Annotated in this window: 22 protein-coding genes; 9 read left to right on the forward strand and 13 right to left on the reverse strand. The window is 65.7% G+C overall.

Annotated elements, in window-relative coordinates:
- Positions 1 to 18: 18 nt before the first annotated feature.
- The 4 genes from OTER_RS15230 to OTER_RS15245 are packed head-to-tail and all read right to left on the reverse strand — an operon-like array spanning position 19 to position 3,940.
- Complete coding sequence (locus OTER_RS15230) at positions 19 to 258, reverse strand: hypothetical protein (protein ID WP_012375818.1); 240 nt, start codon at positions 256 to 258, stop codon at positions 19 to 21.
- Positions 259 to 1,089 carry a hypothetical protein gene (locus OTER_RS15235; protein ID WP_012375819.1) on the reverse strand — a complete coding sequence of 277 codons (831 nt, stop codon included), beginning with the start codon at positions 1,087 to 1,089 and terminating at the stop codon, positions 259 to 261.
- On the reverse strand, positions 1,086 to 2,252 hold the full coding sequence (locus tag OTER_RS15240; RefSeq protein ID WP_012375820.1) for a restriction endonuclease subunit S domain-containing protein: 1,167 nt from the start codon (positions 2,250 to 2,252) through the stop codon (positions 1,086 to 1,088). Before OTER_RS15240 ends, OTER_RS15235 begins: the two co-directional genes overlap by 4 nt.
- Positions 2,249 to 3,940, reverse strand: a complete 1,692-nt coding sequence (locus OTER_RS15245; RefSeq protein ID WP_012375821.1) for a type I restriction-modification system subunit M — start codon at positions 3,938 to 3,940, stop codon at positions 2,249 to 2,251. Before OTER_RS15245 ends, OTER_RS15240 begins: the two co-directional genes overlap by 4 nt.
- A 341-nt stretch (positions 3,941 to 4,281) precedes the next feature.
- On the opposite strand from OTER_RS15245, the gene OTER_RS15250 reads away from it, so the two are divergent.
- From OTER_RS15250 to OTER_RS15260, 3 genes are all read left to right on the forward strand, one after another.
- Positions 4,282 to 5,217, forward strand: coding sequence for an RluA family pseudouridine synthase (locus OTER_RS15250; RefSeq protein WP_012375822.1), 936 nt, complete (start codon positions 4,282 to 4,284; stop codon positions 5,215 to 5,217).
- A gap of 155 nt (positions 5,218 to 5,372) precedes the next feature.
- Complete coding sequence (locus OTER_RS15255; protein WP_044891798.1) at positions 5,373 to 5,567, forward strand: MerR family transcriptional regulator; 195 nt, start codon at positions 5,373 to 5,375, stop codon at positions 5,565 to 5,567.
- 63 nt (positions 5,568 to 5,630) lie between these two features.
- Positions 5,631 to 6,218 (forward strand): MerR family transcriptional regulator, encoded by a 588-nt coding sequence (locus tag OTER_RS15260; protein ID WP_012375823.1) that lies wholly within the window; start codon positions 5,631 to 5,633, stop codon positions 6,216 to 6,218.
- On the opposite strand, the gene OTER_RS15265 is transcribed toward OTER_RS15260, so the two are convergent.
- The 5 genes from OTER_RS15265 to OTER_RS15280 all read right to left on the reverse strand — a co-directional run bounded on the left by OTER_RS15265 (position 6,170) and on the right by OTER_RS15280 (position 11,591).
- Complete coding sequence (locus tag OTER_RS15265) at positions 6,170 to 7,108, reverse strand: Ppx/GppA phosphatase family protein (protein ID WP_012375824.1); 939 nt, start codon at positions 7,106 to 7,108, stop codon at positions 6,170 to 6,172. The two genes, OTER_RS15260 and OTER_RS15265, sit on opposite strands and share 49 nt — an antisense overlap.
- Positions 7,109 to 7,821: 713 nt before the next feature.
- Complete coding sequence (gene rsmI, locus OTER_RS15270) at positions 7,822 to 8,550, reverse strand: 16S rRNA (cytidine(1402)-2'-O)-methyltransferase (RefSeq protein WP_012375825.1); 729 nt, start codon at positions 8,548 to 8,550, stop codon at positions 7,822 to 7,824.
- 170 nt (positions 8,551 to 8,720) lie between these two features.
- Complete coding sequence (locus OTER_RS26430) at positions 8,721 to 8,882, reverse strand: hypothetical protein (protein ID WP_193372191.1); 162 nt, start codon at positions 8,880 to 8,882, stop codon at positions 8,721 to 8,723.
- 7 nt (positions 8,883 to 8,889) lie between these two features.
- Complete coding sequence (locus OTER_RS15275; protein ID WP_148218135.1) at positions 8,890 to 9,639, reverse strand: hypothetical protein; 750 nt, start codon at positions 9,637 to 9,639, stop codon at positions 8,890 to 8,892.
- A 374-nt stretch (positions 9,640 to 10,013) separates the two neighbouring features.
- Complete coding sequence (locus OTER_RS15280) at positions 10,014 to 11,591, reverse strand: glucose-6-phosphate isomerase (protein WP_012375827.1); 1,578 nt, start codon at positions 11,589 to 11,591, stop codon at positions 10,014 to 10,016.
- Positions 11,592 to 11,808: 217 nt separating this feature from the next.
- On the opposite strand from OTER_RS15280, the gene OTER_RS15285 reads away from it, so the two are divergent.
- Positions 11,809 to 12,459 carry a hypothetical protein gene (locus OTER_RS15285; protein ID WP_012375828.1) on the forward strand — a complete coding sequence of 217 codons (651 nt, stop codon included), beginning with the start codon at positions 11,809 to 11,811 and terminating at the stop codon, positions 12,457 to 12,459.
- 150 nt (positions 12,460 to 12,609) lie between these two features.
- Here the strand turns inward: OTER_RS15285 and ilvD are convergent, their stop codons facing one another.
- Complete coding sequence (gene ilvD, locus OTER_RS15290) at positions 12,610 to 14,334, reverse strand: dihydroxy-acid dehydratase (RefSeq protein WP_012375829.1); 1,725 nt, start codon at positions 14,332 to 14,334, stop codon at positions 12,610 to 12,612.
- A gap of 312 nt (positions 14,335 to 14,646) precedes the next feature.
- Here ilvD and scpB point away from each other — a divergent pair, with 312 nt between their 5' ends.
- Positions 14,647 to 15,603, forward strand: a complete 957-nt coding sequence (scpB, locus tag OTER_RS15295; RefSeq protein ID WP_012375830.1) for an SMC-Scp complex subunit ScpB — start codon at positions 14,647 to 14,649, stop codon at positions 15,601 to 15,603.
- Between the two features lie 2 nt (positions 15,604 to 15,605).
- Positions 15,606 to 16,688: a prephenate dehydratase gene (pheA, locus tag OTER_RS15300; protein WP_012375831.1), complete on the forward strand. Its 1,083-nt coding sequence runs from the start codon at positions 15,606 to 15,608 to the stop codon at positions 16,686 to 16,688.
- Positions 16,689 to 16,787: 99 nt separating this feature from the next.
- Here the strand turns inward: pheA and OTER_RS15305 are convergent, their stop codons facing one another.
- Positions 16,788 to 17,186 (reverse strand): VOC family protein, encoded by a 399-nt coding sequence (locus tag OTER_RS15305; RefSeq protein WP_012375832.1) that lies wholly within the window; start codon positions 17,184 to 17,186, stop codon positions 16,788 to 16,790.
- A 118-nt stretch (positions 17,187 to 17,304) separates the two neighbouring features.
- Positions 17,305 to 18,201 carry a DMT family transporter gene (locus OTER_RS15310; RefSeq protein WP_012375833.1) on the reverse strand — a complete coding sequence of 299 codons (897 nt, stop codon included), beginning with the start codon at positions 18,199 to 18,201 and terminating at the stop codon, positions 17,305 to 17,307.
- A 172-nt stretch (positions 18,202 to 18,373) separates the two neighbouring features.
- Between OTER_RS15310 and OTER_RS15315 the strand changes: the two genes are divergently transcribed.
- Both OTER_RS15315 and clcA read left to right on the forward strand, forming a co-directional pair.
- A complete protein-coding gene (locus OTER_RS15315; RefSeq protein WP_012375834.1) occupies positions 18,374 to 19,228 on the forward strand; it encodes an RraA family protein in 855 nt (284 codons plus the stop codon).
- A gap of 122 nt (positions 19,229 to 19,350) precedes the next feature.
- On the forward strand, positions 19,351 to 20,661 hold the full coding sequence (clcA, locus tag OTER_RS15320; protein WP_012375835.1) for a H(+)/Cl(-) exchange transporter ClcA: 1,311 nt from the start codon (positions 19,351 to 19,353) through the stop codon (positions 20,659 to 20,661).
- A 38-nt stretch (positions 20,662 to 20,699) separates the two neighbouring features.
- Here clcA and OTER_RS15325 read toward each other — a convergent pair whose 3' ends face one another.
- Complete coding sequence (locus OTER_RS15325) at positions 20,700 to 21,455, reverse strand: ZIP family metal transporter (RefSeq protein ID WP_012375836.1); 756 nt, start codon at positions 21,453 to 21,455, stop codon at positions 20,700 to 20,702.
- 143 nt (positions 21,456 to 21,598) lie between these two features.
- On the opposite strand from OTER_RS15325, the gene OTER_RS15330 reads away from it, so the two are divergent.
- Positions 21,599 to 22,870 carry a hypothetical protein gene (locus OTER_RS15330; RefSeq protein WP_148218136.1) on the forward strand — a complete coding sequence of 424 codons (1,272 nt, stop codon included), beginning with the start codon at positions 21,599 to 21,601 and terminating at the stop codon, positions 22,868 to 22,870.
- Positions 22,871 to 22,891 lie beyond the last annotated feature (21 nt).

The following is a 22,891-nucleotide window of genomic DNA, read 5'->3' on the forward strand; positions in this document are numbered from 1 at the left end:
GGTCCAGGACGGTTGGGCTCAGAGTTCGCCGCAGAAGGCGCGGCGCTGGAGCAAGGCGAAGAGCGCGTCCAGCTCCGCCAGCGACGCGCGTAGCGGCGTCTTCAGCGACGCTGCCAGCCCGGCTTTGGCTTTGATGAACTGATTCATGCTCTCGGCCAGCGCGTCGCTGCCGTTGTCGCCCTCGTGGATGGGGATGTTCTGCTGCTGCATGGGGCTGGGCTGGAAAATTGAGAATGCGCGACAGATCGCGGGCGCCATTCATGGTGCCGGGACGAGATCAGGACCGCATCCAGACGAGACGCTTCCTATCGAGACCATCACCGGCTCGCCAAATGTAAATAACGCTCCGGCGCAGAGAGCCCGCTTCACGTGCGCCGCAGTAGCGGGTGAACGCTTGTCCAATCCGCGGATGGCCTTGAATGCATCGTTGAACGAGAGCGGCATTTCCACCACCCGGAAGGGCAGCGTGGAGGGCTTTCCCAAGCGTTCATGAAAACGCTCGAGTTCGCGAAGGTAGTGCTCGGTCGAGGCGGAAGCTCGGTCCGGTGACGGCGCAAAGTGCAGGTAAACCAACTCCGGGTTGAGCTTCCGTTGGTGGCCCAGATAAGCCGCCGAGGCGGCGCGATGCACCATCTGATAAATGATGTCGGAAAAGTCGTCGACGCAAAGGGACCTCCGGCAGTGTGGCTGCAAGTGCGCCAACCAGCCTGCCACCGTCAATCGCGGATCGCCGCCGTCACTCTCCGGCTTGCTGATGCGCTGTGCGACTGTCTGCCGGTCGACCGGCTCGGTCCACTTCGCCTCCACCGCCCACACGTTGGCAGAGGAGGCGAACACCGCATCCGTTTGTGACGGGTTGCCCTTCGGCTTGGGCGAGGGCACGCCCAGTTCGAAGGCAACGGCGCAATCCGCGGGCGCGCCCAGCCGACGTAGAAAACGCTCCCAGGCCGACCCGCCACCGTAAACCAGATCGATCAGCGGCACGGTGGAGCGAGTGGGCGACTGGAGCTGTTTTGTGCTGAAGCTCCCGCACAGCGCCGTCAGGTCCGGACATTCTCGAACGTCGAAGAAATGGGCGACTCTCTTCATAGGTCGCCGCGGAAGGCGCGGTGCTGGAGCGAAGCGAAGAGCGCGTCCAGCTCCGCCAGCGACGCGCGCTGCGTCGTCTTCAGCTTTTCGACCGCCGCGACGCGCCGGGCGAATTCGCGCTGAAGGGACGCAGGTGGCCGAAAAGCCGGATACTTCTCGAGTAGTTCCAAATTCACACCGGTCTGACCTGCAGTTCGTTCGGATCGCGCTACGACGTAGGAATGGAGACGTTGTTCTTGAAGCAGGTGAAAAACAAAATCCTTTGAGACTTCATCTTTCGGCAGGGCTTTCATCAGGGCGACGTTGTATGACCCGCACAGGCCGCGAAGAATTTGGAACACTGGCGGACCGTATCGCCCGATCATTACGTCGTCCTCATTAAAGAATCGGCGGGCAAGTCTGCGAGGGATGTAGGTCTTGAACTCGTCTGACTTGAAGTCGCGGATTTGGACCAACCGGATTGTGTCTGGCGACGGTTCGTAGGTGAATGTCTCCCGAGGGGGTTGAGAGCCACCAACGAACTCGATAATCTCGCCAAGGACAGTCTTGGGCCAGCCTTTCGGGTTAGTTGCGGGATCGCCGAAGAGGTCGAGGAAGAGGCATTGGGTGAGGGAGTCGAGTTGGGCGAGGGTGGCGCGGCGCTTCGCCCGCAACGCCTCTGCCCGGTCCAGCACCTCCGCAATCCGCCGCTGCTCCGCCAGCGGAGGAAGGGGGACTCGAATTCTTGCAACGTGCGCCGGCCGGGCGCGGAGCAGTGAACCTCCTACGCCTGAAACGGTGCTCATGAACTTGGCGTGGAAGCGGTCTTCAACCAGCAGATGACGTATGTAGCCGGGGAAGATGCGAGCGTTGCGGAACACAATCCACTCACTCGACGCAATCATGCGCCTACCGCGACTTGCGCCCACAACCCAAGCCCGTCGGATATGCGGCACGATTTTCGAGAGCAGCACGTCGCCTGTTTCAACTGCTTGCTTCGTCGAGCCGATTTGCGCACCAGTCAGAACTTCGGGCTTCTGAGAATCGAAAGCCGGTATGCTGTAGAGGTCGAACGGCTCGTCAGCATGATTTGCCGGGTCGACGGACTCCCCGCGACCGGGCATGAGTTCGCCAAGCTCTACTCTCGGCCATTCGCCGTTCGTCGCTCGACTCCCGGCCTTCACTTCAGCATCCCTTCCAGTTCCTTCATGCCCTGCTGGATCTCTGTCTCCAGTTTTCTGAGCGCTTTCAGGATTTCCTTTGGCGGGCGGTGGGCGACTTCTTCGTGGACGACTTCCCGATAGCGGTTGAGCGAGAGGTCGTAGCCTTGCGCGGCGATGTCGGCCTTCGGCACGCAGAAGCTCTGGGCGGTGCGCGGGCGGGCGAGTTCCGGAGAGTTGAGAGTTGAGGGTTGAGAGTTGAGAGGCCGAGCCTTGCCGGTGACGTCGCCGTACGGCGCGGGTGGTTCGGCGGCGATTAGTTCGGGCGATGCCATGGACGTCCCGGTCATCGGCTCTGAGTTCACGGGCGGGACGCCCGTGCCACGTTGCAGAGAATTCCACCGCGCGAGCAGGTCGGGCAGGTTGTTCTTCGCGTGTTCGTCGGCGGTGAGCGGGACCTTCGGCACCGGGCCGAGCTTCTCCGACGGCAGCAGTTCTGTGCGCTTGTCGTCGAGCGACATCCCGTCGGCCTCGACCTTGTAGAACCAGACATGGTCCGTGCCGCCGGAATTCGTCTTTGTGAACAGCAGGATCGCGGTCGACACGCCGGCGTAGGGCTTGAACACACCGCCGGGCAGCGAAATCACCGCGTCGAGTTTCTGGTCCTCGACGAGGAGCTTGCGCAGTGTCCGATGCGCGTTGGACGAACCGAAGAGCACGCCATCGGGCACGATCACGGCGGCGCGCCCGCCGGGCTTGAGCAGCCGCAGAAAAAGCGCGAGGAAGAGCAGTTCGGTCTTCTTCGTCTTCACGATCTGCTGGAGGTCCTTCGCGCAATTCTCGTAGTCGAGCGACCCGGCGAACGGCGGGTTGGCGAGCAGCAGCGTGAACTTCTCCTCTTCGCCGGCGTGATCCTGCGCGAGCGAGTCGCGGTAGCGGATGTCGGGATTCTCCACGCCGTGCAGCAGCATGTTCATGCTGCCGATCCGCAGCATCGTGTTGTCGAAATCGAACCCGTGGAAGAGGTGGTGATGGAAATGCTGCCGGAGCTTCGTGTCGCGGAGGATTTCCGGATGCCGCGTGCGCAGGTATTCGCCGGCCGCCACGAGGAAGCCGGCAGTGCCGCACGCCGGATCGCAGATGACGTCCTTCGCCGTCGGCGCGGTGAGCTCGACCATGAGCTGGATGATGTGTCGCGGCGTGCGGAACTGGCCGTTCTGGCCGGCGGAGGCGATCTTCCCCAGCATGTATTCGTAGAGGTCACCCTTGGTGTCGCGATCCTCCATCGGGATCTGGTCGATAAGGTCGACGACCTTGGCCAGCAGCGCCGGCGTGGGGATCGTGAACCGCGCATCCTTCATGTGGTGCGCGTAGGTGGAGTCATCGCCGCCGAGCGTGCGCAGGAAAGGGAAGACGTGCTCGCTGACGACGGTGAACATCTCCTTGGCCTCGAGATGCTGGAAGCGCGACCAGCGGCAGTCCTCGTAGGGGCGCCCCTTCGCATCCTTGGCGGCGGGGAAGATCCGGCGCTCGAGTTTTTTCAGCTTCAGCCGGGCGGCCTTGTTTTCCTCGTTCTTCTGCAGGTCATCGAGCCGCTTCAGGAAAAGCAGGTAAGTGATCTGTTCGATCACCTCGAGCGGGTTGGAAATGCCGCCCGTCCAGAAGGCGTTCCAGAGTGCGTCGATTTGGGAGCGGATTTGACCGGTGAGCATCGTCGGGAGCCGCTAGCAGAAGACGGGGAGCCGGCCATGAAAAGCTTGGAAACAGCCCGGACCGCACAAACCCGCGGGGAGGGAGGGTTTCATCTGGCGAGGAGATGCGTAGGATTTGATCGGCGATCGGGTAACGCGTGCGGTGGAAGCGTTGTCCTGACCCCGCTCACGGAGTAGCGGCAGGCCTCCCTGCCTGCCGGCCTGAGTTCCGCATCGGCAGGTGGGGAAGCTGCCGCCGCAACGTGCCTTGAATCAAGCGACCCCACCGCAAAGAGGCGCGGGCCCGATCGGGATTGCGGTGCTGGGTTGACTCACGTCAGCGTGAAGCCCGCTCGACGCACATGACGCCACAAACCTACACCGTTCCGGACACGATTCGCCACGGCCGGGCCGACAAAGTGCTGGCGGCGGGCGTGACCGAGCACAGCCGAGTGGCTCTGCAGCGGTCGTTCGACGCGGGACTGGTTACGCGCGGTGGCGTTCCGATCGGGCGCGACACCACCGTGACGGCTGGCGACACGATCGAGTTTTCGTTTGCGGAGATTAAGCCGACGGAGATCAAGGCCGTGGACATTCCGTTGACCGTGCTGTTCGAGGACAAACACATGCTCGCGGTGAACAAGGCCGCGGGCATGGTGGTGCATCCGGGCGTGGCGACGAGCGAGGACACGCTGGTCCACGCGTTGCTGGCGCACTGCGCGGGCAGCCTCAGCGGGATCGGCGGCGTCGAGCGGCCCGGCATCGTGCACCGGCTCGACAAGGAAACGACGGGCGTGATCGTCGTCGCCAAAACCGACGCCGCGCACCGCGCGCTCGCCGACCAGTTTGCCACGCGGACGCTGAAGAAGGAATATGTGGCGTTGGTGGCGGGCGTGCCGCGGCTGCTGAGCGGCTCGATCGATCGCGCCATCGCGCGGCATCCGGTGCACCGGCATCGGATGACGGTGGGCGAGGGCGGCCGACCGGCGCGGACGGACTGGGAACTGGTCGAGGCTTTCGGCGACATCGGCGCGCTGGTCCGCTGTCGGATTTTCACGGGCCGGACGCACCAGATTCGCGTGCATCTGAAGTCGCTTGGGCATCCGATTCTCGGTGACGCGCTGTACGGATGGAAACCGGAGCCGCGACTGGCGACGCAGCCGGCGCGCGTGATGCTGCACGCGGAACATCTGGTTCTGACGCATCCGATCAGCGGCAAGGAGCTCGATCTGCGCGCGCCGTTGCCCAAGGATTTCGTGGCCATGATCAAGGAGCTGCGGAGGTCCGCAGGAAGGTAGCGGCCCGTTGCGGCCGGTCGAGGGCGCAGCAAATTGCGCCTCTACAAAGCTGAATCCGTCCCCCCGTAGGGGCGTCGCTAGCGACGCCCTCCGCCAGAAAAATCTTCTTCGGCTCGCTTGACCCGTCTACAGGTTCACCCCCGACGCTCGGGACGATGAAAGCAAACTCCACCACCATTACGAAAGAGCAGTTCGTCGCCATCCTCCGGGATAGCGGCATCACCGACGCGCAGATGGGCAAGCTGCACCAGCTGTTCGAGCAACGTCATCCGGAAGCGCACGAGGCTTTCCTACGTTTCCTCCAGATCGACGAGGCCGAGGCCAAGGCGATCCGCGCGCGGAGCCGGTGACGAAATCCGTCTGGCGGGCGTGTCACGCGGGTGGCACGCTCGCCGGATGTTTGTTTCCGCTTCATGAAGACGATCACCGTCATCGCACGGCAGTTCGGACTCTCGCGTTCGACGCTGCTCTACTATGACCGGATCGGGCTGCTTTCGCCGAGTTATCGTACGCATGCGGAGGCGCGGCTCTACTCGGCGGCAGACGAAGCGCGGCTGGCGCGAATCGTGACCTTCCGCGAAGCAGGCATTCCGCTCGAGACGATCAAGACGATCCTGGCGGCGCCGTTGCCGGCGAAGGTGAATCGTGCGCTCGAATCGCGGCTGCGCGAAATCCAGCAGCAGATCGATGGTTGCCGCGGCCAGCAGCGGTTCATCGTCGAGCTGCTCAAGGAGGCGGTGCTGCGCGGCGAGGGTCCGGCGCGGACGCGGGACCAGTGGGTCGAGCTGCTGCACGCCTGCGCGTTCAGCGAGGCGGACATGCAGGCGTGGCACGCGGACATGGAGCGCAAAAACCCGGCGGGGCACGCACGGTTTCTGCGGAAGATCGGGCTCTCGGCCGTGGAGATCGAACGCGTGCAGGTGCTCTCGCGCACCGCGTGGGCTCCAGCCGGTCAGCTGGCGGCGAGCGCTTCGTCGGCGAGGCCGAAACGAAGATTGTAGAATGAATGGTGGTAGGAGGCGAGCCGGCCGGCGTCGGCGAGCGCGCCCAGCGTGAAGAGCGCAACGGGAAAGACGTCCGCGCGCGCGAAGGGCAGACCCGGCACGCGCTGACGATCGCCGAGCGGAAGCGCCGCCAGTTCGAACGCGAGTTCGCGCATGTGGCCGACCGCGAGGCAAGGATCGCTGGATTCGAGCGCGACTCCAGCGCGCGCCGCGAAGATCGCGCGGCACGTGGTCACTGTCCCGCCCGTGCCGACCGCGGTGACGGGCGCGGGGAGGTTGAACCGAAAACGATCACGGAGGTTGGCTTCGACCAGCTGCCGAATGAGATCGGCGGAGTTGGTTGGGAGCGGCTTGGAGCTATCAGGTACGAGCTGCTCGGTCACGCGCACGCAACCGAGCGGCAAGCTGGCCGCCTGTTCGATTCGGCGCTCGCGGAAGGCCAGGCATTCCAGGCTGCCGCCGCCGAGATCGAAGACGTAGAAGTCACGCAGCGCCGCGAGTGCGGGATCGCAGGTGAGTCCGCGGCCGATGAGATTCGCCTCTTCGCCGCCGGAAAGGATCCGGACCGGCTGGCCGGTGGCCGCGCGGACGCGATCGCGAAACACCTGACCGTTCGCGGCGTCGCGGACTGCGCTCGTCGCGACGAGGATCGTGCGCTTCGGCGCGTGCGGTGCCGCGGCCGCGAGCAGTTCACGGATCGCGAGCAATCCACGTTGCATGCTCTCCTCGGTCAGTTCCGGCGTCGCGTGGCTGATGCCGGCGCTGATCCGCGCCTCGATCGTCTTCGCGGTGAGCGTGCGCAGCGGTCCCTCGGGAGCGCGCTCGGCGACGAGCAGCTTGATCGAGTTGCTGCCAATATCGATAACCGCGACAGGGCCGGATGCCATGGTCTAGGGATGAAACACGCGAAGGGGGGAAAGGAAAGCCGCGATGATCCGGGTTCTCGACCAAGCTCAACCTCCGATCGGCACAGGGCGGACAGCCGCAACCGAACTCAATCGTCGATCCCGTTTACAGAAGGCAACGAAGGACACGAAGAATCGCAGGAAGACCAGATGCTTCGTTCCCTTCGTTGCCTTCTGTTCAGACCAGTGGTCCGAAAATGCCTGCAGAAAAACAACACTCTCAGGGTTGGTGGCGCGACCTTTTCCCGAGACTTGCGCTCGGAAAAAGTGGCGCTGGCGCGGACAGCCGATTTGCCGAGAACCGGGATTTCAACGCGGAGGGCGCGGAGGACGCAGAGGGAAGAATCTCTCCGCGAACTCCGCGTTTCCAGCTCCTGCTACCAACATGTTGGTTTCGACGTCGCGATAGTCAGACAGAGCGACACAGATCGATTGAGCCATACTGTTAGAAGTGACGTGACTTCGGGTAGGGTGGGGCCGCTGGGCCCGCCGCTCGCCGTTCGCCGCGCGGCCAGCGGTCGCGCCCTCTCATCCCGGGCTAGCTAGCTCGTCACTTCTTCTGGCAAGTCTCGATCGATCGAATTCCGATCTGTGTTCATTTGTGGCGATCTGTGGTTAAAAAACTCTGAGGCGTTCCTCGGTTGGCCATGCGCAGGTGCGAGGTCCCCGTGCCGCCGCGGCCGCACGCACCACCGCTACAGCGCGAAATCCGGCGGGGCGATCAGCAGGACGAACTCGCCCTTGAGACTCGTCTTCGCGAGCCGGGCCTGCACGTCGGCGGCGCGGCCGACGAGGAACGTCTCGTGGAGTTTGGTGACTTCCTTGGCGACGCAGATCACGCGGTCGGGACCGAGCGTTGCGACGAGCTCGTCGACGGCCTTGTCGATGCGGTGGCAGCTTTCGTAGAGCGCGAGCGTGTAGTCGAAGCTGCGGTGCTTCTCGAAGAAGGCGATCCGGGCCGCCGATTTCGGCGGCAGAAATCCGACGAAGAGAAAACCGTTGCTCGGTAGTCCGCTCGCGCTGAGCACCGCGAGGAGCGCGCTGGCGCCCGGCACCGGCACAACCGGCAGTCCGCGGCGGCGGCACGCGCGCACGATCCGGAATCCCGGATCGCTCAAGGCCGGCGTGCCGGCGTCGCTCACCACGGCGATGGATTTCCCCGCGGCGAGCTCGTCGGCGAGTTTTTCCGCCATCTCGGTTTCGTTGTGCTCGTGGTAGGGCACCAGCTGGCGGTGCACGCCGAGCCGCGTGAGCATCGCGCCCGTCGTCCGCGTGTCCTCGCAGGCCACCAGATCAACGCCAGCCAGGATCGCGTGGGCGCGTTGCGTAAGGTCGGCGAGGTTGCCGATCGGCGTCGCGACGACGTAGAGGTGGCCGGGCTGCGGCGTGAGCGAAGCGTTGGCGGGCGCTGGGGGCTCGGACATGGCGAGCATGCAAGACTCGGAGCAGCGACGCCGCAATCACGGAGCAGAGAGCTCCGGGCCTATGATTGAGACCCGCTTTAGAGCGGGGAACAAAGACCGCGCCTGTCAGAGACCGGCACCACCGTAGAGCGAGTCTGCGACTGGCGCGCGAAGCGAAAACGTCCGTCTCCTCAGCGACCCATGCCGCTGCCCATGCCGGGGATCTGGCCTTCCCAATCGGCCGGACGACTCCACGGAATCGACGTATCACGCGGGGCGGACATACAGCCGGCAGTCATCGCGACCAAGGCGAGAAGGACCAAGCTGAAAACGGCCTTTTTCGGGGAACTCATGGATCTTTCAGTTCGTTAATACGGCGGAATCGCCCTTGTGCAAGACCCCACGCAAAGAATCGGGTCGCACCTGCGCGATGCACAAAAGGTTCCGGACGTCGCTGATGAGAACCTCGGCCAGGGTTTCGGTTCCGCTTTTGATCACCAGTCGCTGGCCCACCGCGGCGCCGCGGTCGCCGCCATAGTCGAGCACCACGAACGAGTTCGCCGGTCCGACGCTCAGGACGCGGGCTGCGACGGGTGAGGCCGTGGCGAACACCGCGGTCGACGCGCCGGCGGCGCCGGGGATGGCGGCGCCGGCGTGGGCCGCGGCGAGTTGACGTTCCAGCTCGGCGATGGTGGTGCGGTAGCCCTCGATCGTCTCGGCCGGCACGATCGCCAACCGTGCGGCGGCGAGGTCACGCTCCAGTCCGGCAATATGCTGCTCCATCGCGCGGCGCATGTCGTTGCCCGCTGTGAGATCGGCCGTCGTCTGCGTGAGCTCGCGCGTGAGGCGGGCGGTATGGTCGTTGGCGGTGGCGAGCTCGGCGCGTGCCTGAGTGAGCTCGGCCTCGAGGCTGGCGATGCGCTGCGTCAGGATGACTTTCTGTCGATCAGCGCCCGCCAGGTGCGATTCGAGTTCGATTCCGCGTGCCTGCGCCGAGGCGAGGGTTGCGGAGACGTCGCGGAGCCGCCGGTCAGTGCGAAACCACAGCGTGGCCAACACGGCGACGCCGAGCAGCGCGACCAACCAGAACGAAGCGGAGAGGCGGTTCACGGGCGGTTCCGCCGCAGTTTTGCGCCTCTCCCGGTGAATTGGGAAGGCGAATGTGCAGCGACTGAAGAATGGACGCGGCACGCTCGAGCGGTCGACACGGACGGCGCGCCCGTGCCGCGTTCGGCTGCCGGCGAGCGGCGGTCCCACCAGGATCCAACAAAGCTCGAGCGGCTTGCCGCCAAGCCGCTCGGTCGGCCCATGCAATGAGTAGCGGCAGGCGTCCCTACCTGCCGAGAGATTGTGCGCCACGCAGAGTCGGCGGGCACGGAGGCCTGCCGCTACGTGCAGGGTCCACGCAGTCGAGCGCGCCGGCGGCAACGCACTCTGCCGATCAAATCACGGGCGGGACGCCCGTGCCACGGGAGCGCCACGGCTCACAGGCCGTATTTGGACTGATACCAAGGCGTCCGGGCGCGCTTCTTCACGCCGGAGCCGCGGTTCGCCGCGAGGTGCTCGAGGATTTTGAACACCAGTTCCGCCGACACGTCTGCGCCGAGTTGAGTCGCGAGCTCCTCAACGGTGACGAACGTCCCCGGCGCAGCCTGCAGCGCCGCGGTGATTTTGCGCTTGAGTGCGATCACGCCGCCGGCGGCCTTCTTGCCGGCTTCGACACCAGGTTGGTGATACGCGTTGATCCCGATCAGCGTGGCGTAGAAACCGGTCACGCGTTCATAGAGCGCGATCAGCATGCCGAGCGTGCGCGGCGAAACATCGGGCACGGTCAGCGTGATCGACTGCCGGCTCTTCTCGCTGAGCGCGTCGCGCGTGCCGAGATAGAAGCCCTGCAGGTAATCGCCGGCAGTCACGCCGGGTTCGACCTCGAGCGAGGTCTTGGCCTCGCGGTCCTTCAGTACCTCGATGAACGTCACGAAGAAGTTGTTCACGCCTTCGCGGAGCTGCTGTACGTAGGCGTGCTGGTCGGTCGAACCCTTGTTGCCGTAGACGGCGATGCCCTGGTTCACCACGCGGCCCTGCAGGTCGAGCTCCTTGCCGAGCGATTCCATCACGAGCTGCTGCAGGTAACGCGAGAACAGTAGCAGCCGGTCCTTGTAGGGCAGCACCACCATGTCCTTCGCGCCGCGACCATCGGTGGCGAAATACCACATCAGCGCGAGCAACGCGGCGGGGTTCTGTGCGGTCGTGGGGAAACGCGTGACGACGTCCATCGCCGCGGCGCCGTCGAGCATGCCTTGGATATCGATGCCCTGCAGCGCGGCGGGCAACAGGCCGACGGCGCTGAGCTCGCTCGTGCGACCGCCGACCCAGTCCCACATCGCGAACCGCGCCAGCCAGCCTTCGCTCTGCGCGGTCTGGTCGAGCTTGGAACCGACGCCCGTGACCGCGACGAACTGCTTGGGATAGTCGAGCCCCGCGGCCTTGAACGCGGCGATCGCCTCGAGCATGCCGTTGCGCGTCTCGGCCGTGCCGCCCGATTTCGAGATCACGACGACGATCGTCTTCGCGAGCTGGTTGCGCAGCTCGTCGAGCACGTAGTCGATGCCATCCGGATCGGTGTTGTCGAAGAAGTGGACGGCGAGCTTGTCCTTGCGCGGCCGGCCGAGCGCGTGCGCCACGAGTTGTGGTCCAAGCGCGGATCCGCCGATGCCGATAACGAGGAGATTTTTGAATTTGCCCTTCGGCCCGGCGACTTCGCCGGAATGGACCCTGGCGGCGAACTCCTTGATCGCGGTGAGGGTCGACGAGATTTCGTTGGCGAGTTCCGGCGTCGGCGCGAGGTGTGGCGCGCGGAGCCAGTAGTGACCGACCATCCGCTTCTCGTCGGGGTTCGCGATGGCGCCGGCCTCGAGCGCGTTCATCGCGGCGAACGCTTCCTGCATCCGCGGCTCCATCGCCGTGAAGAAATCGTCCGCGAAAGGCATCCGGCTGATGTCGAGCGAGACGCCTAGGTCTGCGTTGTGATAAAAATGGGTTTTGAAGCGAGTCCAGGTCATGGCGGTGAAAAGATGGGAGTAGCAGGCGAAGCGCCAAGGACGAAGCCGAAAAAGCCGCCGGGGGGCAAGGTGCCGCGGGGCGGGGGACGCCTCCCGAGCCGCGCCACCGCCGGCCATGCGGCTGGAGCCAACCTGCGGCCGGCGCATCATCTCTTGCTTTGCATCGGCTGGTCGGCATCCTGCCCGGCAGTCGTCCGCGCTGCTGCGACGCTGCCCCATGCCTCACGATTTTTCGGGATTCATCCACTCGGTGTTGGAGCAGATCGAGCTCAGCCCGACCGGTGAGCTGCCGTTGACGCCGGCCTATCAGGATGCGCTGAAACAGCTCTATGCGAGCCGGCAGGTGTTCGCGCATGCCGATCACAAGGGCGGGCACGTGACGGCGCGGTCGCTGGCGCGCCTGCCGGTGTTTTGTGCCAACAATCTGGCTGCGTTCGTTGCGGGCGAGATCGCGGCGGAGGCCCTGGAATCGAATGCGAGCATCTTTGACCGCTATGTGCAGTCGTTGCCGGCCGCGATTCGATCAGTGGCGGAGAGCCGCCGGGTCCTGGCGATTGGCAAACCGATTCACCACCGACCCAAACACGACGGGGTGATCGTGCATGATCCGCTGCACACGGTGTTCCTTGTGCCGGGCGCCGGACCGCATCCGGGACTGCCGGGAAATTATCTGTATGGCGCCGTGTACCATGCCGGGGTGGACGAGTCCACCGGCGCCTGGCGGGTCGAGGTGCGCGATTCTGACCGCGGCCTCGCCGCGGCGAACGTGCCGGCGAAGGCGGATGCGATGACGATGCTACAGGACGTCCTGGCGAGCGCGCCGTTTCATCTCGAGGAGCTGGAGGCGTTCGGGCTCACGATAACGTGAAGCGGCGCAGTGCGTGTGCCAGTCGATGTCGGCGGCCCGTGGGCGTAAGCGTTCTCTCACGGTTGCGCGCTCGAACCGCCCGAGCCGAAGAGATGCTCGAGAACGCAGGAACGACGAGCCGATCGGGGCTGACGGGTGCGCTGGCGGCCGTCAAAGATACTTGTCCGTCACGGCGCCCTCGGAGGCGGTGCTGACGAGCTTGGCGTATTTGGCGAGCACGCCGCGGGTCTCGCGGGGCGGCCGCGGTTTATTGGCCTTCATGCGGGCCTGGTAGTCCGGCTCGGAAATCAGCAGGCTGATCGTGTTCTTCACCGCGTCGACCTCGATGAGATCGCCGTTGCGCACGATGCCGATCGGACCGCCGCAGGCCGCTTCCGGCGTGATGTGGCCGACGTCGAAACCGTGGCTGCCGCCGGAGAACCGGCCGTCGGTGATGAGCGCGACGTCCTTGATGAGCCCGCGACCGGCGACCGCGCTGGTGGGCGAGAGCATCTCGCGCATGCCGGGGCCGCCGACCGGGCCCTCGTTGCGGATGACGACCACGTCGCCCTTGACCACGTCGCCACGGAGAATGCCCTGCAGCGCGTCCTCCTCGCCCTCGTAGACCTTCGCGGTGCCCTTGAAGTAAAGCCCCTCCTTGCCGGTGATTTTGCCGATCGCGCCCTCGGGGGCGAGATTGCCGCGGAGCACGCGAAGGTGCGTTTCCTTTTTGATCGGCTGGTCCCACGGCCGGATGATGTCCTGCTCGTTCGGATAAGCGCCGTAGGGCTTCACGTCCTTCAGCGTTTCGGCGATGGTCTCGCCCGTGACGGTGAGGCACTCGCCGTGGAGCAGCCCGCGATCGAGCAGCAGCTTCATCATCGGCCGGATGCCGCCGATCCGGACGAGATGGCTCATGTTGTATTTGCCGAACGGTTTCAGGTCGGCGAGCAACGGAACGCGTTCACCGATGACCTTGAAGTCCTCGAGCGTGAGCGGCACCTGGGCGCTGTGCGCGATGGCGAGCAGGTGGAGAATGAGGTTGGTTGAACCGCCGAGCGCGGTGCAGACCATGATCGCGTTCTCGAAGGCTTGGCGCGTCATGATGTCGCGCGGCCGCAGCCCGCTCTTGAGCATTGCCATGACCGCGGCACCGGCGCGCTCGCAATCGAGCCGCTTCGCTTCGCCCACGGCGAGCTGCGCACTGCTGTTGGGCAGGCTCATGCCGAGCGCCTCGATGGCGCTGGCCATGGTGTTGGCGGTATACATGCCGCCGCAGGAGCCGGGACCGGGGATCGCGCACGATTCCACCTGCTTCAGCCCGGCGTCGTCGAGTTCGCCCTTGGCGTGCTTGCCGACGGCTTCGAACACCGAGACGATGTCGAGCGGTTTTTGGTGCTCGCAGTCGCCGGGCAGGAACCCGGGGAGAATCGTGCCGCCGTAAATGAACACCGCGGGGCGGTTGAGCCGGGCGATGGCGATCATCGAGCCCGGCATGTTTTTGTCGCAGCCGCCGATCGCGATCAACCCGTCGAAGCCTTCGGCCGCCACCGCGGTTTCGATGGAGTCGGCGATCACTTCGCGAGACACCAGGCTGTAGCGCATGCCCTGCGTGCCCATGCTGATGCCGTCGGTCACCGTGATGGTGTTGAAGTAGACCGGCTTGCCGCCGGCGGCGACGATACCCTTGCGCGCGTGCTCGCTCAGTTCGCCGAGGTGCACGTTGCACGGCGTCATGTCGCTGGGCGACGACGCGACGGCGATCTGCGGTTTGCGAAAGTCCTCGTCGGTGAAACCGACGGCTCGAAGCATCGAGCGGGCGGGGGCGCGGTCGTGGCCGTCCACCACCACTGAGGAATGCGGGCGGGGAGTCGTTGGATTAGGCTGGGAACTCATGCGGGTGGAAGGGGAAAAGCTCAACAGACCAAACACGCCGGAGCGGCGCAAGCGGGAATCGGGGAGGCGGCATGCGGGCGGTCGCACGGACGCCTCGCCCGCGGACGGCACAGCGCGCTGCGGCAAACATGGGCGAGACGCCCATGCCACGCCGCGGGCAAGAGGCCTGCGCCACGACGAACCGATTGGTCCGACCCGGAGCGCAGCCAGCAGCGGGGGCTGACTGACGAGGGATGCCGCCAAACGGCCCAGACCGTTTTCGTGGTTGCGTGGGCTGCGAGGCGCCGCATTCACTCGTCGCGATTTTCCTGCATGGCCTTCAACCTGAAAAAAGTGCTCAAGGCACTGCTCTTCTCGTCGAGTCACCCGCTCGCGATCAAGGACATCCAAGCCGCCTTCACCCGGTTTCACGACACGGCGGCGCTCGAGCACGCGGCGGCGAGCGAGGAATCGACCGAGCCGGGCGAGTCGCCATCGCCGGCGGTGGAGGCTGAAACGCCGAAGGCGGAAGCGGAGCCGGCAGCCGGGACCGAGGGCAACGGCGAGGCGCCGGCCGCGGGCGAACCGGCCGAAGTGTTTGCGGAGACGCCGGCTGATCCGGAGCTCTACGCCGAAGTGCCCTCGCTGATCACGGCCACGCAGATTCGCGAGGCGATGGACCAGATCGCGGCCGAGTTGAAGGCGGCGGACGAAGGCTTGTTGCTGATCGAGGGCAGCACCGGTTACCGGCTCGTCACGCATCCGCGGTTTGCGCGCTGGGTGCGGATCCTGCGTTCGGAACCGCCGCCGGTGAAATTGAGCCAGTCCTCCATCGAGACGCTGGCGATTGTGGCGTATCGCCAACCCGTCACGCGCGGCGAGATCGAGACCATTCGCGGCGTGTCGGCGGAGGCCGGCGTCAACAAGCTGCTCGAGCGCGAACTGATCTACATCGTTGGTCGCGCCGACCTGCCGGGCCGGCCGATCCAATATGGCACCACGGACAAGTTCCTCGAGTTTGTCGGCGTGAAGTCGCTCGACGAACTGCCGGCGTCCGACGTGCTGTCGTCGCGGCAGATCGACGAGTGGCTCAAGACCGCGATGAATCCTCCCTCGCTGGGCGACACGGACATGGGACTGGCGAATGAGGAACTGCCGCTCGAAGGGGCAGCCGCCGGCGAACCGGCCGCGGAGAGTGCAGGCGAGACCACGGCGAACGCCGATGAGCCGGCCGCGAGCGCACCGGCTGCGCCGTCGGAATCCAGCGAAGAAAAACCGAACCCCGCCTGACCATGGACCTGAACGCCATTCGCGAAAAGATCGACGCGCTCGACCGGGAGATGGTGGCGGTGCTGAACGAGCGGCTGAAGCTCGCGGCCGAGATCGGGAAGTTGAAGCGCAGCCAGGGCGGACAGATTTACGTGGCCGAGCGCGAGGAGGCGGTGTTGCGCAAGGTGATCGAGCAGAACCAGGGCCCGATCAAGAACGAGGCGCTGCGCGCGATCTATCGCGAGATCATGTCGGCGGCGATCGCGCTGGAGAAGCCGCTGCTGATTGCTTATCTCGGGCCGGAAGCGACGAACACGCATCAGGCGGCGATGAAAAAGTTCGGGGCCAGCGTGGACTACCACGCGATGGCGACGATCAGCGACATCTTCACCGCGGTGGAGAAGGGGGAGTCGGACTACGGTGTGATCCCGATCGAGAACTCCACCGAAGGTTCGGTGCGCGACGCGCTCGACCTGTTCGTCGAATCCGATCTGAAGATCGTGGCGCAGATCTATCTGGAGATTTCGCACCACCTGATCTCGAACTCGCCGCTGGAAGCGATCGAACGGGTGTATTCGAAGGATCAGGCGCTCGCGCAGTGCCGGCACTGGCTGCAGCGGCACCTGCCGCACGCGCAGCTGATCGAGGCGAGCAGCACCGCGCGCGCCGTGCAGATCGCGAAGGAGGAGCCCGGCGCGGCGGCGGTGGCGGGCGAACTCGCTGCGACCGCGCATGGCGTGCCGATCGTCGCCAAGAACATCCAGGACAAGGCCGACAACACGACGCGATTCTTCGTCGTCGGCCGGAAACCGTCGGGCCGTTCCACGGGCGACGGCAAGGACATGACCAGTTTCGTGATCTCGCTGGGCGATCAGGCGTCGGCGAATCCGGGCGCGTTGTTGAAGATGCTGATGCCGATGGCTGAGCGGGGGATCAATCTTTCGAAGATCGAATCCCGGCCGAGCAAGAAACGGCCGTGGGATTATTATTTCTTCGTCGACGTGACGGGGCATTTCGAGGACCCGAAGATGAAGGAAGCCCTGGCCGACCTGCAGCGCTTTTGTCCGCTGGTCAAGTGGCTGGGCAGCTATCCGGCGATGAGCTGAGAACTGGGCGGGCGCGGCGTGCTGCGCCCCCGGCGTGCGCCTCGTGAACCGCCGCAGGACCGTGCTCGGCAAGCCGGCAGAGCCGGTGCGCGGTCGTACTCAACTCGACCGCGGCTTGGGTTGGCCGAACCCGAGATCGTAACCGTCTAGGTCCTGCACGCCGAATTCCCGCACGTCGTAGGGCTTGTCGTGCAGCTCGTAGTCGATTTTCGCGCCACGCTGCCGGTATTCGGCATAGAGCGCGTCCACATCGTCGACCCAGAAGTAGATGTTCCAGATCTGCGGATCGATTTGCCAGTTGGGGACGATGACGTGCCCGCGCGGCGCTTCGTCGAGCATCACGTGCAGGTGATCGCGTTTGAGGATCACAAAATGCGGTGGCTCACCCCAGAATCGTTCATAGACGAAGCCGAGCGCGCCGCGATAGTAGTTTGCCGCGGCGACGACGTCACGGACGAGCAGAACGGGAGCGGACGAGGTCAGACGAGCTTGTTTCATGAATCAACCTTCGGTCGAAGGTTGGGAACCAGAAACGCAGAACCTGCGTGGCGCACGCGGAAGACACGAAAACCGGCCGCACGCGAGGGGCCCGCGCGCCCATTCCGGGTGGTGCGGCTCAGCCGGTGATCGTCAGCACGATCCCGATCAGCACGCCGACGACGGCGGGCAGCTTCTGCCGCCAGTTCGGTTCGCCGAACAGAAGCACGCCGCCGGCGAACGCGACCAGCGTGCTGCCGCGGCGGAAACTGGAGACCAGCGAGACCAGCGCCTCGGGATCGCGCAGCGCGTTGAAGTAAACGAAGTCGGCGACCAGCAGCGCGAGCGACATATAAAGGATGCTCGGGCGCCAGTGGAATTCGTGGCGCGGCCACCAGCGGCGCTTCCAACCGATGGCCAGCGGCAGGAAGAGCAGCACGAGATAGATCGAGAACCACGCCTGCACGGTCGATGCCGCGAAACCGTGGCGGCCGAGCAGAAACTTGTCATAGAGCGCACTGGCGGCGTTGATGAGGGTGCCAACGATCAGCAGCCAGATCCAGCGGTTGCGATGAAAGTGAATCCCCTCCTTGGCGCCGGCGGCGGAGAGACCGAAGAACGATCCGAGTGTGATGACGATGCCGAGCGTCTCGAGCCATGATGGACGTTCACCCAGGACGATCAGCGCACCGATCAACGTCCACACGGGGCCCGTGGCGCGGATCGGCGAGGCGAGGGTGACGGGCAGGTGTTTCAGCGCGAAGTAGGAAAAGGTCCACGCGCCGGTGACGATTGCGGACTTGGCCAGCAGGAGCAGGTGTTGGTGAAACGTCAGCGGCTCCACGACGAGTGCAGCGGGGAGCGCGCCGGGAGCGAGCGATTGCACCGCGAGCAGAACGGACCAGATCGACGCGCTGCAGACGTTGGCGAACAGCAGCACGATCAGCACGGCGTTGTCGCGCACCGCGTGCTTGGTGCTCAGTTCATACCATCCAAGGAAGAAGGCGGAGATCAGGCTGGCGGCGATCCAGTGCATCAAAAGCGACCAGCATGCGGGCGGGCGGTCGGTCGCGGCAATCGGGAAAGGGGCAGCAGCGGCCGCGGCCGAGAGCTGAGCGTCCAGAGCTAAAGGAGGACGGAGGTGTTGAGAGTTCGGGAAAGATTCTGCTGGCGCGCGGCGGCGGGCCGCGGAAGGTTTTCGGCGCCCTATGATCACCTCAAAAATCATTCCCCATCTCATCGGTTGCAGCGCGGGCCTGGTGTTGGCCACCAGCGCACTCGGCGCCGCGGAGGCGGCGACGCCAGAGACGTTGCGCGCCGGCAAGAACTTCATCGCCACCCAGGTTTACCCGGCGACGGAAGACGCGAAGATTCTGCAGGCGTTCGAGGGCCTGCGCGTCGCCGATGTCACGGACGGTCTCGACGCTGTCGGGCTTTTTGGTCGCGGCATGATGGATCACGAGATCCGGCCGGTCTATCGCGATACGGTCGACTACTCGCACCGGTTCATCGGAATCGCGGTGACGGCGCGCTACGTGCCCACGCAGCAGCCTGCGCCGGGACTCATGCCGGAGGCCGACTACGATGCGTGGGCGGGCAAATGGTATAATGAGCGGTCGAGCGAGCCGTTCATGGAACTGATTCGGCCGGGCACGGCGCTGATTTTGGAGGACGCGCCGAACGCGGACGTCGGTTCGATCGGCTCGGCGAACATCATGGCGTGGAAATCGAAAGGCTGTGTCGGCGTCGTGACGAACGCGACGGCGCGCGACACCGACGAAGTCATCACCGAAAAAATCCCGCTGTATGTCCGAGCCATGGGCCGCGGGATTCGACCCGGCCGGAACGAGATCGAATCGGTCAATCGTCCCGTCGTCGTCGGCGGCGTGCTCGTGATGCCGGGCGACGTGGTGGTGGGCGATGGCGACGGCGTGGTCGTGGTGCCGCGCGCGCAGGCGCTGAAGGTTGCCGCCTACGCGCACAAGATTCTCGCCGGCGACAAGGACGCCCGGCGCGGGCTCTACAAGCAGCTCGGGCTCCCCGAAGACAAATCGGTCAAATGAGCTAGGCGTCGCGTCAGGGCGGCAGCCACCCGCACTTGCGGCCGCAGCGAGAACGTGCCGCTACGACGTCGCACTGCTTTTCCGCTTGTGCCGGCGAGCGCGGACGCGGTTCGCTGTCCGAAATGGAAAAAATCAGCGACGACTCTGCCTTGGGTGCGACCGAGGTGCGGCGCCGTCACATCGTGTTGAAGGCGATCCTGGTCGGCGTGCTGGCGGGCGCGCTCGGCGCGGCGTTTCGACTGGCGTTGCAGATCGCCGAGAGCGCGCGGGCGCAGGCGATCGCGGCCGCCGCGGGGCCGTGGGCACTCGTGGCGGGGATCGCGATCGGAGTCGTGGGCGGCGCGCTGGGAGTATGGCTCGTCTGGCGGTTCGCGCCGCATGCGGCGGGCAGCGGCATTCCGCACCTGAAGGGCGTGCTGGAGCGGCAGGCCGAACCGGAGTGGAAACGACTGCTGCCGGTGAAGTTCATCGGTGGCGTGCTGGGCATCGGCGGCGGACTCGCGCTGGGGCGCGAAGGGCCGACCATCCAGATGGGCGGAGCGACCGGAGCGATGGTCGCCTCGTGGCTGCGCGTGAGAGCGGGTGAGGGCGAACGCCGCGCATTGATGAGCGCCGGTGCAGGCGCCGGTCTGGCCGCGGCGTTCAACGCTCCGTTGTCGGGACTCGTGTTCGTCATGGAGGAACTGCACGGCAACTTCACGCCGGTGCTTTTTGTGGCGGCGTTTCTCGCGTCGGTGTCGGGGGACGTCGTGGGCCGGCTGATGATCAACGAACTGCCGGTGTTTCATTTGAGCGGCATCGCCGCGCCGGGCTTGAGCTCGTTGCCCTGGGCGGCGCTGCTCGGCGGCGCGCTGGGATTGTTCGGGGTGGCATTCAATCGCGTGTTGCTCGGGAGCATGAACCTGCACGACCGGCTGCGGCACTGGCCGGGCTGGGTGCTCGGTGCGATCGCCGGCGGAACGATTGGCCTCGCCGCGTGGTTTTTGCCGGGCCTGGCCGGTTCGGGGGGACACCTGGTGCAGGCCGCGCTGGCGGGGGAGCTGGCGTTGTATCTCGTGCCGGTGTTCGTGCTCGCGCGGTTTGGTGCGACGATGTTGAGCTACGCGTCGGGAGCGGCCGGCGGAATTTTCGCGCCCCTGCTGGTGCTCGGCGCACTCGCGGGACTGTGGTTTGGCAGCGGAGTCCACGCGCTCGTTTCAAATCCCGGACTGACGCCGGCGGTTTTTTGTGTGCTGGGGATGGGTGCGATGTTCACGGCGGTCGTGCGCGCACCGCTGACCGGCATCGTGCTGATGGTGGAACTCACCGGGACCTATGGATTCATGCTGCCGCTGCTCGTGAGCTGCATGGCGGCGTATGGGGTCGCGGAGCTGCTCGGCAACATGCCGATCTACGAGGCACTGCGCGAACGCTCGCTACGTCCCTCGCGCTGAGCGCCCGAAATGGGCTGTCGCGCTTGGCCGTCGCGACACTAGGCAAGCACCTTGCTGAGCGCGAACGAGACCAGAAAACCGGCTACCGTGATCAGACCGGCGAAATCGCGCGCGGACTCGAACGCTTCGGGGATCATCGTATCAACCAACATCGCGAGGATGGCGCCGGCCGCGACGGTGGTGGTCCCGGCAATCAGAGCCGGCGACGCGCCGTCGAGGAGAAGATTGCCGGCGATGGCGGCGAGTCCGGACAGCACGGCGATCCCGCCCCACACCCCGAAAATGTAGCCGGCGGAACGGCCGGCCCGCTTCATCCCCGCGGAACTTGAGAGACCCTCCGGCAAATTGGAAATAAAGATGGCCACGACTGCGGCCAAGCTGACGTTGCCGCCTTCGAGCAGGCTGACGCCGATCACCATCGATTCGGGAATGCCGTCGAGCAGCGCGCCGACGGCGATGGCGAGTCCGCTGCCGGAGTGCTCGGGCTCGGACGGCTGGCCCCGCGAACGTTTGCGATGGCGCGCGCCCGTCCGATTCAACCACAGCGTGCACAAGGTGAACACGAGCGCGCCGCCCATGAATCCGCCGGCGGCCGAAAGAAAACCGCCCCGCCGAAAAGCCTCGTCCATCAATTCGAACGCCACGGCGGAAATCAGGACGCCGCTGCCGAAGGCCATGATGCCGGCGATCGCACGCGTTGGCACGCGGATCGTGTAGGCCGCGGCGGCGCCAATCAGGAGGGCTGCACCGGCGAGCAGTCCCCAGCCTCCAGCTTGCAGCCACAAGGGCACCATTGGCTTCGTTGACCCCGGGCGAAGCCGGCAGTTCGCGACGCGTCGCCGGATCTACGACACGGCGGCTGCTTGCGCCGGAGAACATCGCCGCCATGATGTGGGGCAAAGCCGCAGCGAGTTCCGCGGCGTTTCCCATCCACCCCATGCGCGCGTCGACCCTGCTGTTGTCGGGCTTGTCGTTGTTCTGCGCGGTCGGCACGGCGCGAGGCGCGTCTCCGGCCGAGTCGGTCGCGGTCGAATCGCACGCCACGGGCCGGCAACTGAAGATCGAAGGACTCAACGCACCGCTGACGGAGTTGAAACTGTCAGACTTCGACGGGCGGGATCTCAGCGGCGTCCTGCGGCCGCGGACGGAGAACGGTGAAGTGCAGGTCGCGCTCGCGCGGCCGATGCAGTTCGTGGTGAAGCCGCGCGAAATCGGTCGCATCGCTTTGCGTGGGCAGGAGAAGGTCATCCTGCCGGGCGGCGTGGTCGTGCCGCTGATTGCCCAGCCCGATGGCTCGACCGATGCGAAGTCGGCGTGGTTCCGGCTCACGCTCATCGCCAGTCCAATGCCCGCGCCGTGGAGTCCCGACTCGGCCGATTACGTGACGCGGCTGACGTTCGGATTGCGCCGTCCGCCACAGCTGTCGGAGGATGTGGCGCTGGAGCGGCCGGTGATTGTGAAGCTGGGTTTCAACGGCCTCACGGCGGCGGACGTGCCGGCGATCGCGCTGGAAGCCGCCGGGCTCGAGCACGAGAAAACCGTGGAGCTGCGCTTTCAGCCGCGCACCGCGGCGCCGACGTTGCTGGTGCGCTCGACGATTTCCGACGTGGATCTCGAGCTCAGCGCGCTGGCGCGGCTCGAAGTCCGGCCGCTGCAACAGTCGATGCTCGGGTTCGGACTCGAAACGGTGCCGGTGGTAATCGAAAGCGTGCTGGCACATGGGGCGCCGCTGGCGATGGATCGAGCGACGCCGGTGTTGGTGCAGGTCTCTCGTGGCGCGCGGCTCGAAGGCGAGCAGGTGGAACTGCCGGCCGGCGGGAGCAGCGCGACGGTGCGTGTGCGATCCACGGGGCTCGTGCCAGTGACGTTGACCGCGAGTGCCGCGGGATTGACCGGCCGGGCGGTGATCGAGCAGCAGTTTCCCGCCGGGCCGCTGATCGCGGCGCTGCTGGGCGGCGCGCTGGGCGGGTTCGCCCGCCGCTTCCTCAAAGGCGCGCGCCGCAGCCGCGGCAAACGCCACCTGATCGAGGGCTTGGTGGTCGGGCTGCTGGCGTTTGTGGCGGGCGTGTTGGGCGTCGGCTACCTCGAACTGCCGGCGGCAATCGTGGCCACGGAGGCCGGCGCCTTTCTCACCGGCGCGTTGGCCGGATTTGCCGGCGTGACGGTCTTGGAACTGCTGGCGAAAAAACCTGCGAACGCGGACGGGTGAAGGCGGCGGTCACGATCCAGC

The organism is Opitutus terrae PB90-1 (assembly GCF_000019965.1).
Taxonomy (GTDB): domain Bacteria; phylum Verrucomicrobiota; class Verrucomicrobiia; order Opitutales; family Opitutaceae; genus Opitutus; species Opitutus terrae.

Bases quoted from the DNA above. Each gene is read 5' to 3' on its own strand.
- OTER_RS15230 (WP_012375818.1), bottom strand. From the start codon at position 258: ATGGCGCCCGCGATCTGTCGCGCATTCTCAATTTTCCAGCCCAGCCCC.
- OTER_RS15235 (WP_012375819.1), bottom strand. From the start codon at position 1,089: ATGAAGAGAGTCGCCCATTTCTTCGACGTTCGAGAATGTCCGGACCTG.
- OTER_RS15245 (WP_012375821.1), bottom strand. From the start codon at position 3,940: ATGCTCACCGGTCAAATCCGCTCCCAAATCGACGCACTCTGGAACGCC.
- OTER_RS15250 (WP_012375822.1), top strand. From the start codon at position 4,282: ATGACGCCACAAACCTACACCGTTCCGGACACGATTCGCCACGGCCGG.
- OTER_RS15255 (WP_044891798.1), top strand. From the start codon at position 5,373: ATGAAAGCAAACTCCACCACCATTACGAAAGAGCAGTTCGTCGCCATC.
- OTER_RS15260 (WP_012375823.1), top strand. From the start codon at position 5,631: ATGAAGACGATCACCGTCATCGCACGGCAGTTCGGACTCTCGCGTTCG.
- OTER_RS15265 (WP_012375824.1), bottom strand. From the start codon at position 7,108: ATGGCATCCGGCCCTGTCGCGGTTATCGATATTGGCAGCAACTCGATC.
- rsmI (WP_012375825.1), bottom strand. From the start codon at position 8,550: ATGTCCGAGCCCCCAGCGCCCGCCAACGCTTCGCTCACGCCGCAGCCC.
- OTER_RS26430 (WP_193372191.1), bottom strand. From the start codon at position 8,882: ATGAGTTCCCCGAAAAAGGCCGTTTTCAGCTTGGTCCTTCTCGCCTTG.
- OTER_RS15280 (WP_012375827.1), bottom strand. From the start codon at position 11,591: ATGACCTGGACTCGCTTCAAAACCCATTTTTATCACAACGCAGACCTA.
- OTER_RS15285 (WP_012375828.1), top strand. From the start codon at position 11,809: ATGCCTCACGATTTTTCGGGATTCATCCACTCGGTGTTGGAGCAGATC.
- ilvD (WP_012375829.1), bottom strand. From the start codon at position 14,334: ATGAGTTCCCAGCCTAATCCAACGACTCCCCGCCCGCATTCCTCAGTG.
- scpB (WP_012375830.1), top strand. From the start codon at position 14,647: ATGGCCTTCAACCTGAAAAAAGTGCTCAAGGCACTGCTCTTCTCGTCG.
- pheA (WP_012375831.1), top strand. From the start codon at position 15,606: ATGGACCTGAACGCCATTCGCGAAAAGATCGACGCGCTCGACCGGGAG.
- OTER_RS15305 (WP_012375832.1), bottom strand. From the start codon at position 17,186: ATGAAACAAGCTCGTCTGACCTCGTCCGCTCCCGTTCTGCTCGTCCGT.
- OTER_RS15310 (WP_012375833.1), bottom strand. From the start codon at position 18,201: ATGCACTGGATCGCCGCCAGCCTGATCTCCGCCTTCTTCCTTGGATGG.
- OTER_RS15315 (WP_012375834.1), top strand. From the start codon at position 18,374: ATGATCACCTCAAAAATCATTCCCCATCTCATCGGTTGCAGCGCGGGC.
- clcA (WP_012375835.1), top strand. From the start codon at position 19,351: ATGGAAAAAATCAGCGACGACTCTGCCTTGGGTGCGACCGAGGTGCGG.
- OTER_RS15325 (WP_012375836.1), bottom strand. From the start codon at position 21,455: ATGGTGCCCTTGTGGCTGCAAGCTGGAGGCTGGGGACTGCTCGCCGGT.
- OTER_RS15330 (WP_148218136.1), top strand. From the start codon at position 21,599: ATGCGCGCGTCGACCCTGCTGTTGTCGGGCTTGTCGTTGTTCTGCGCG.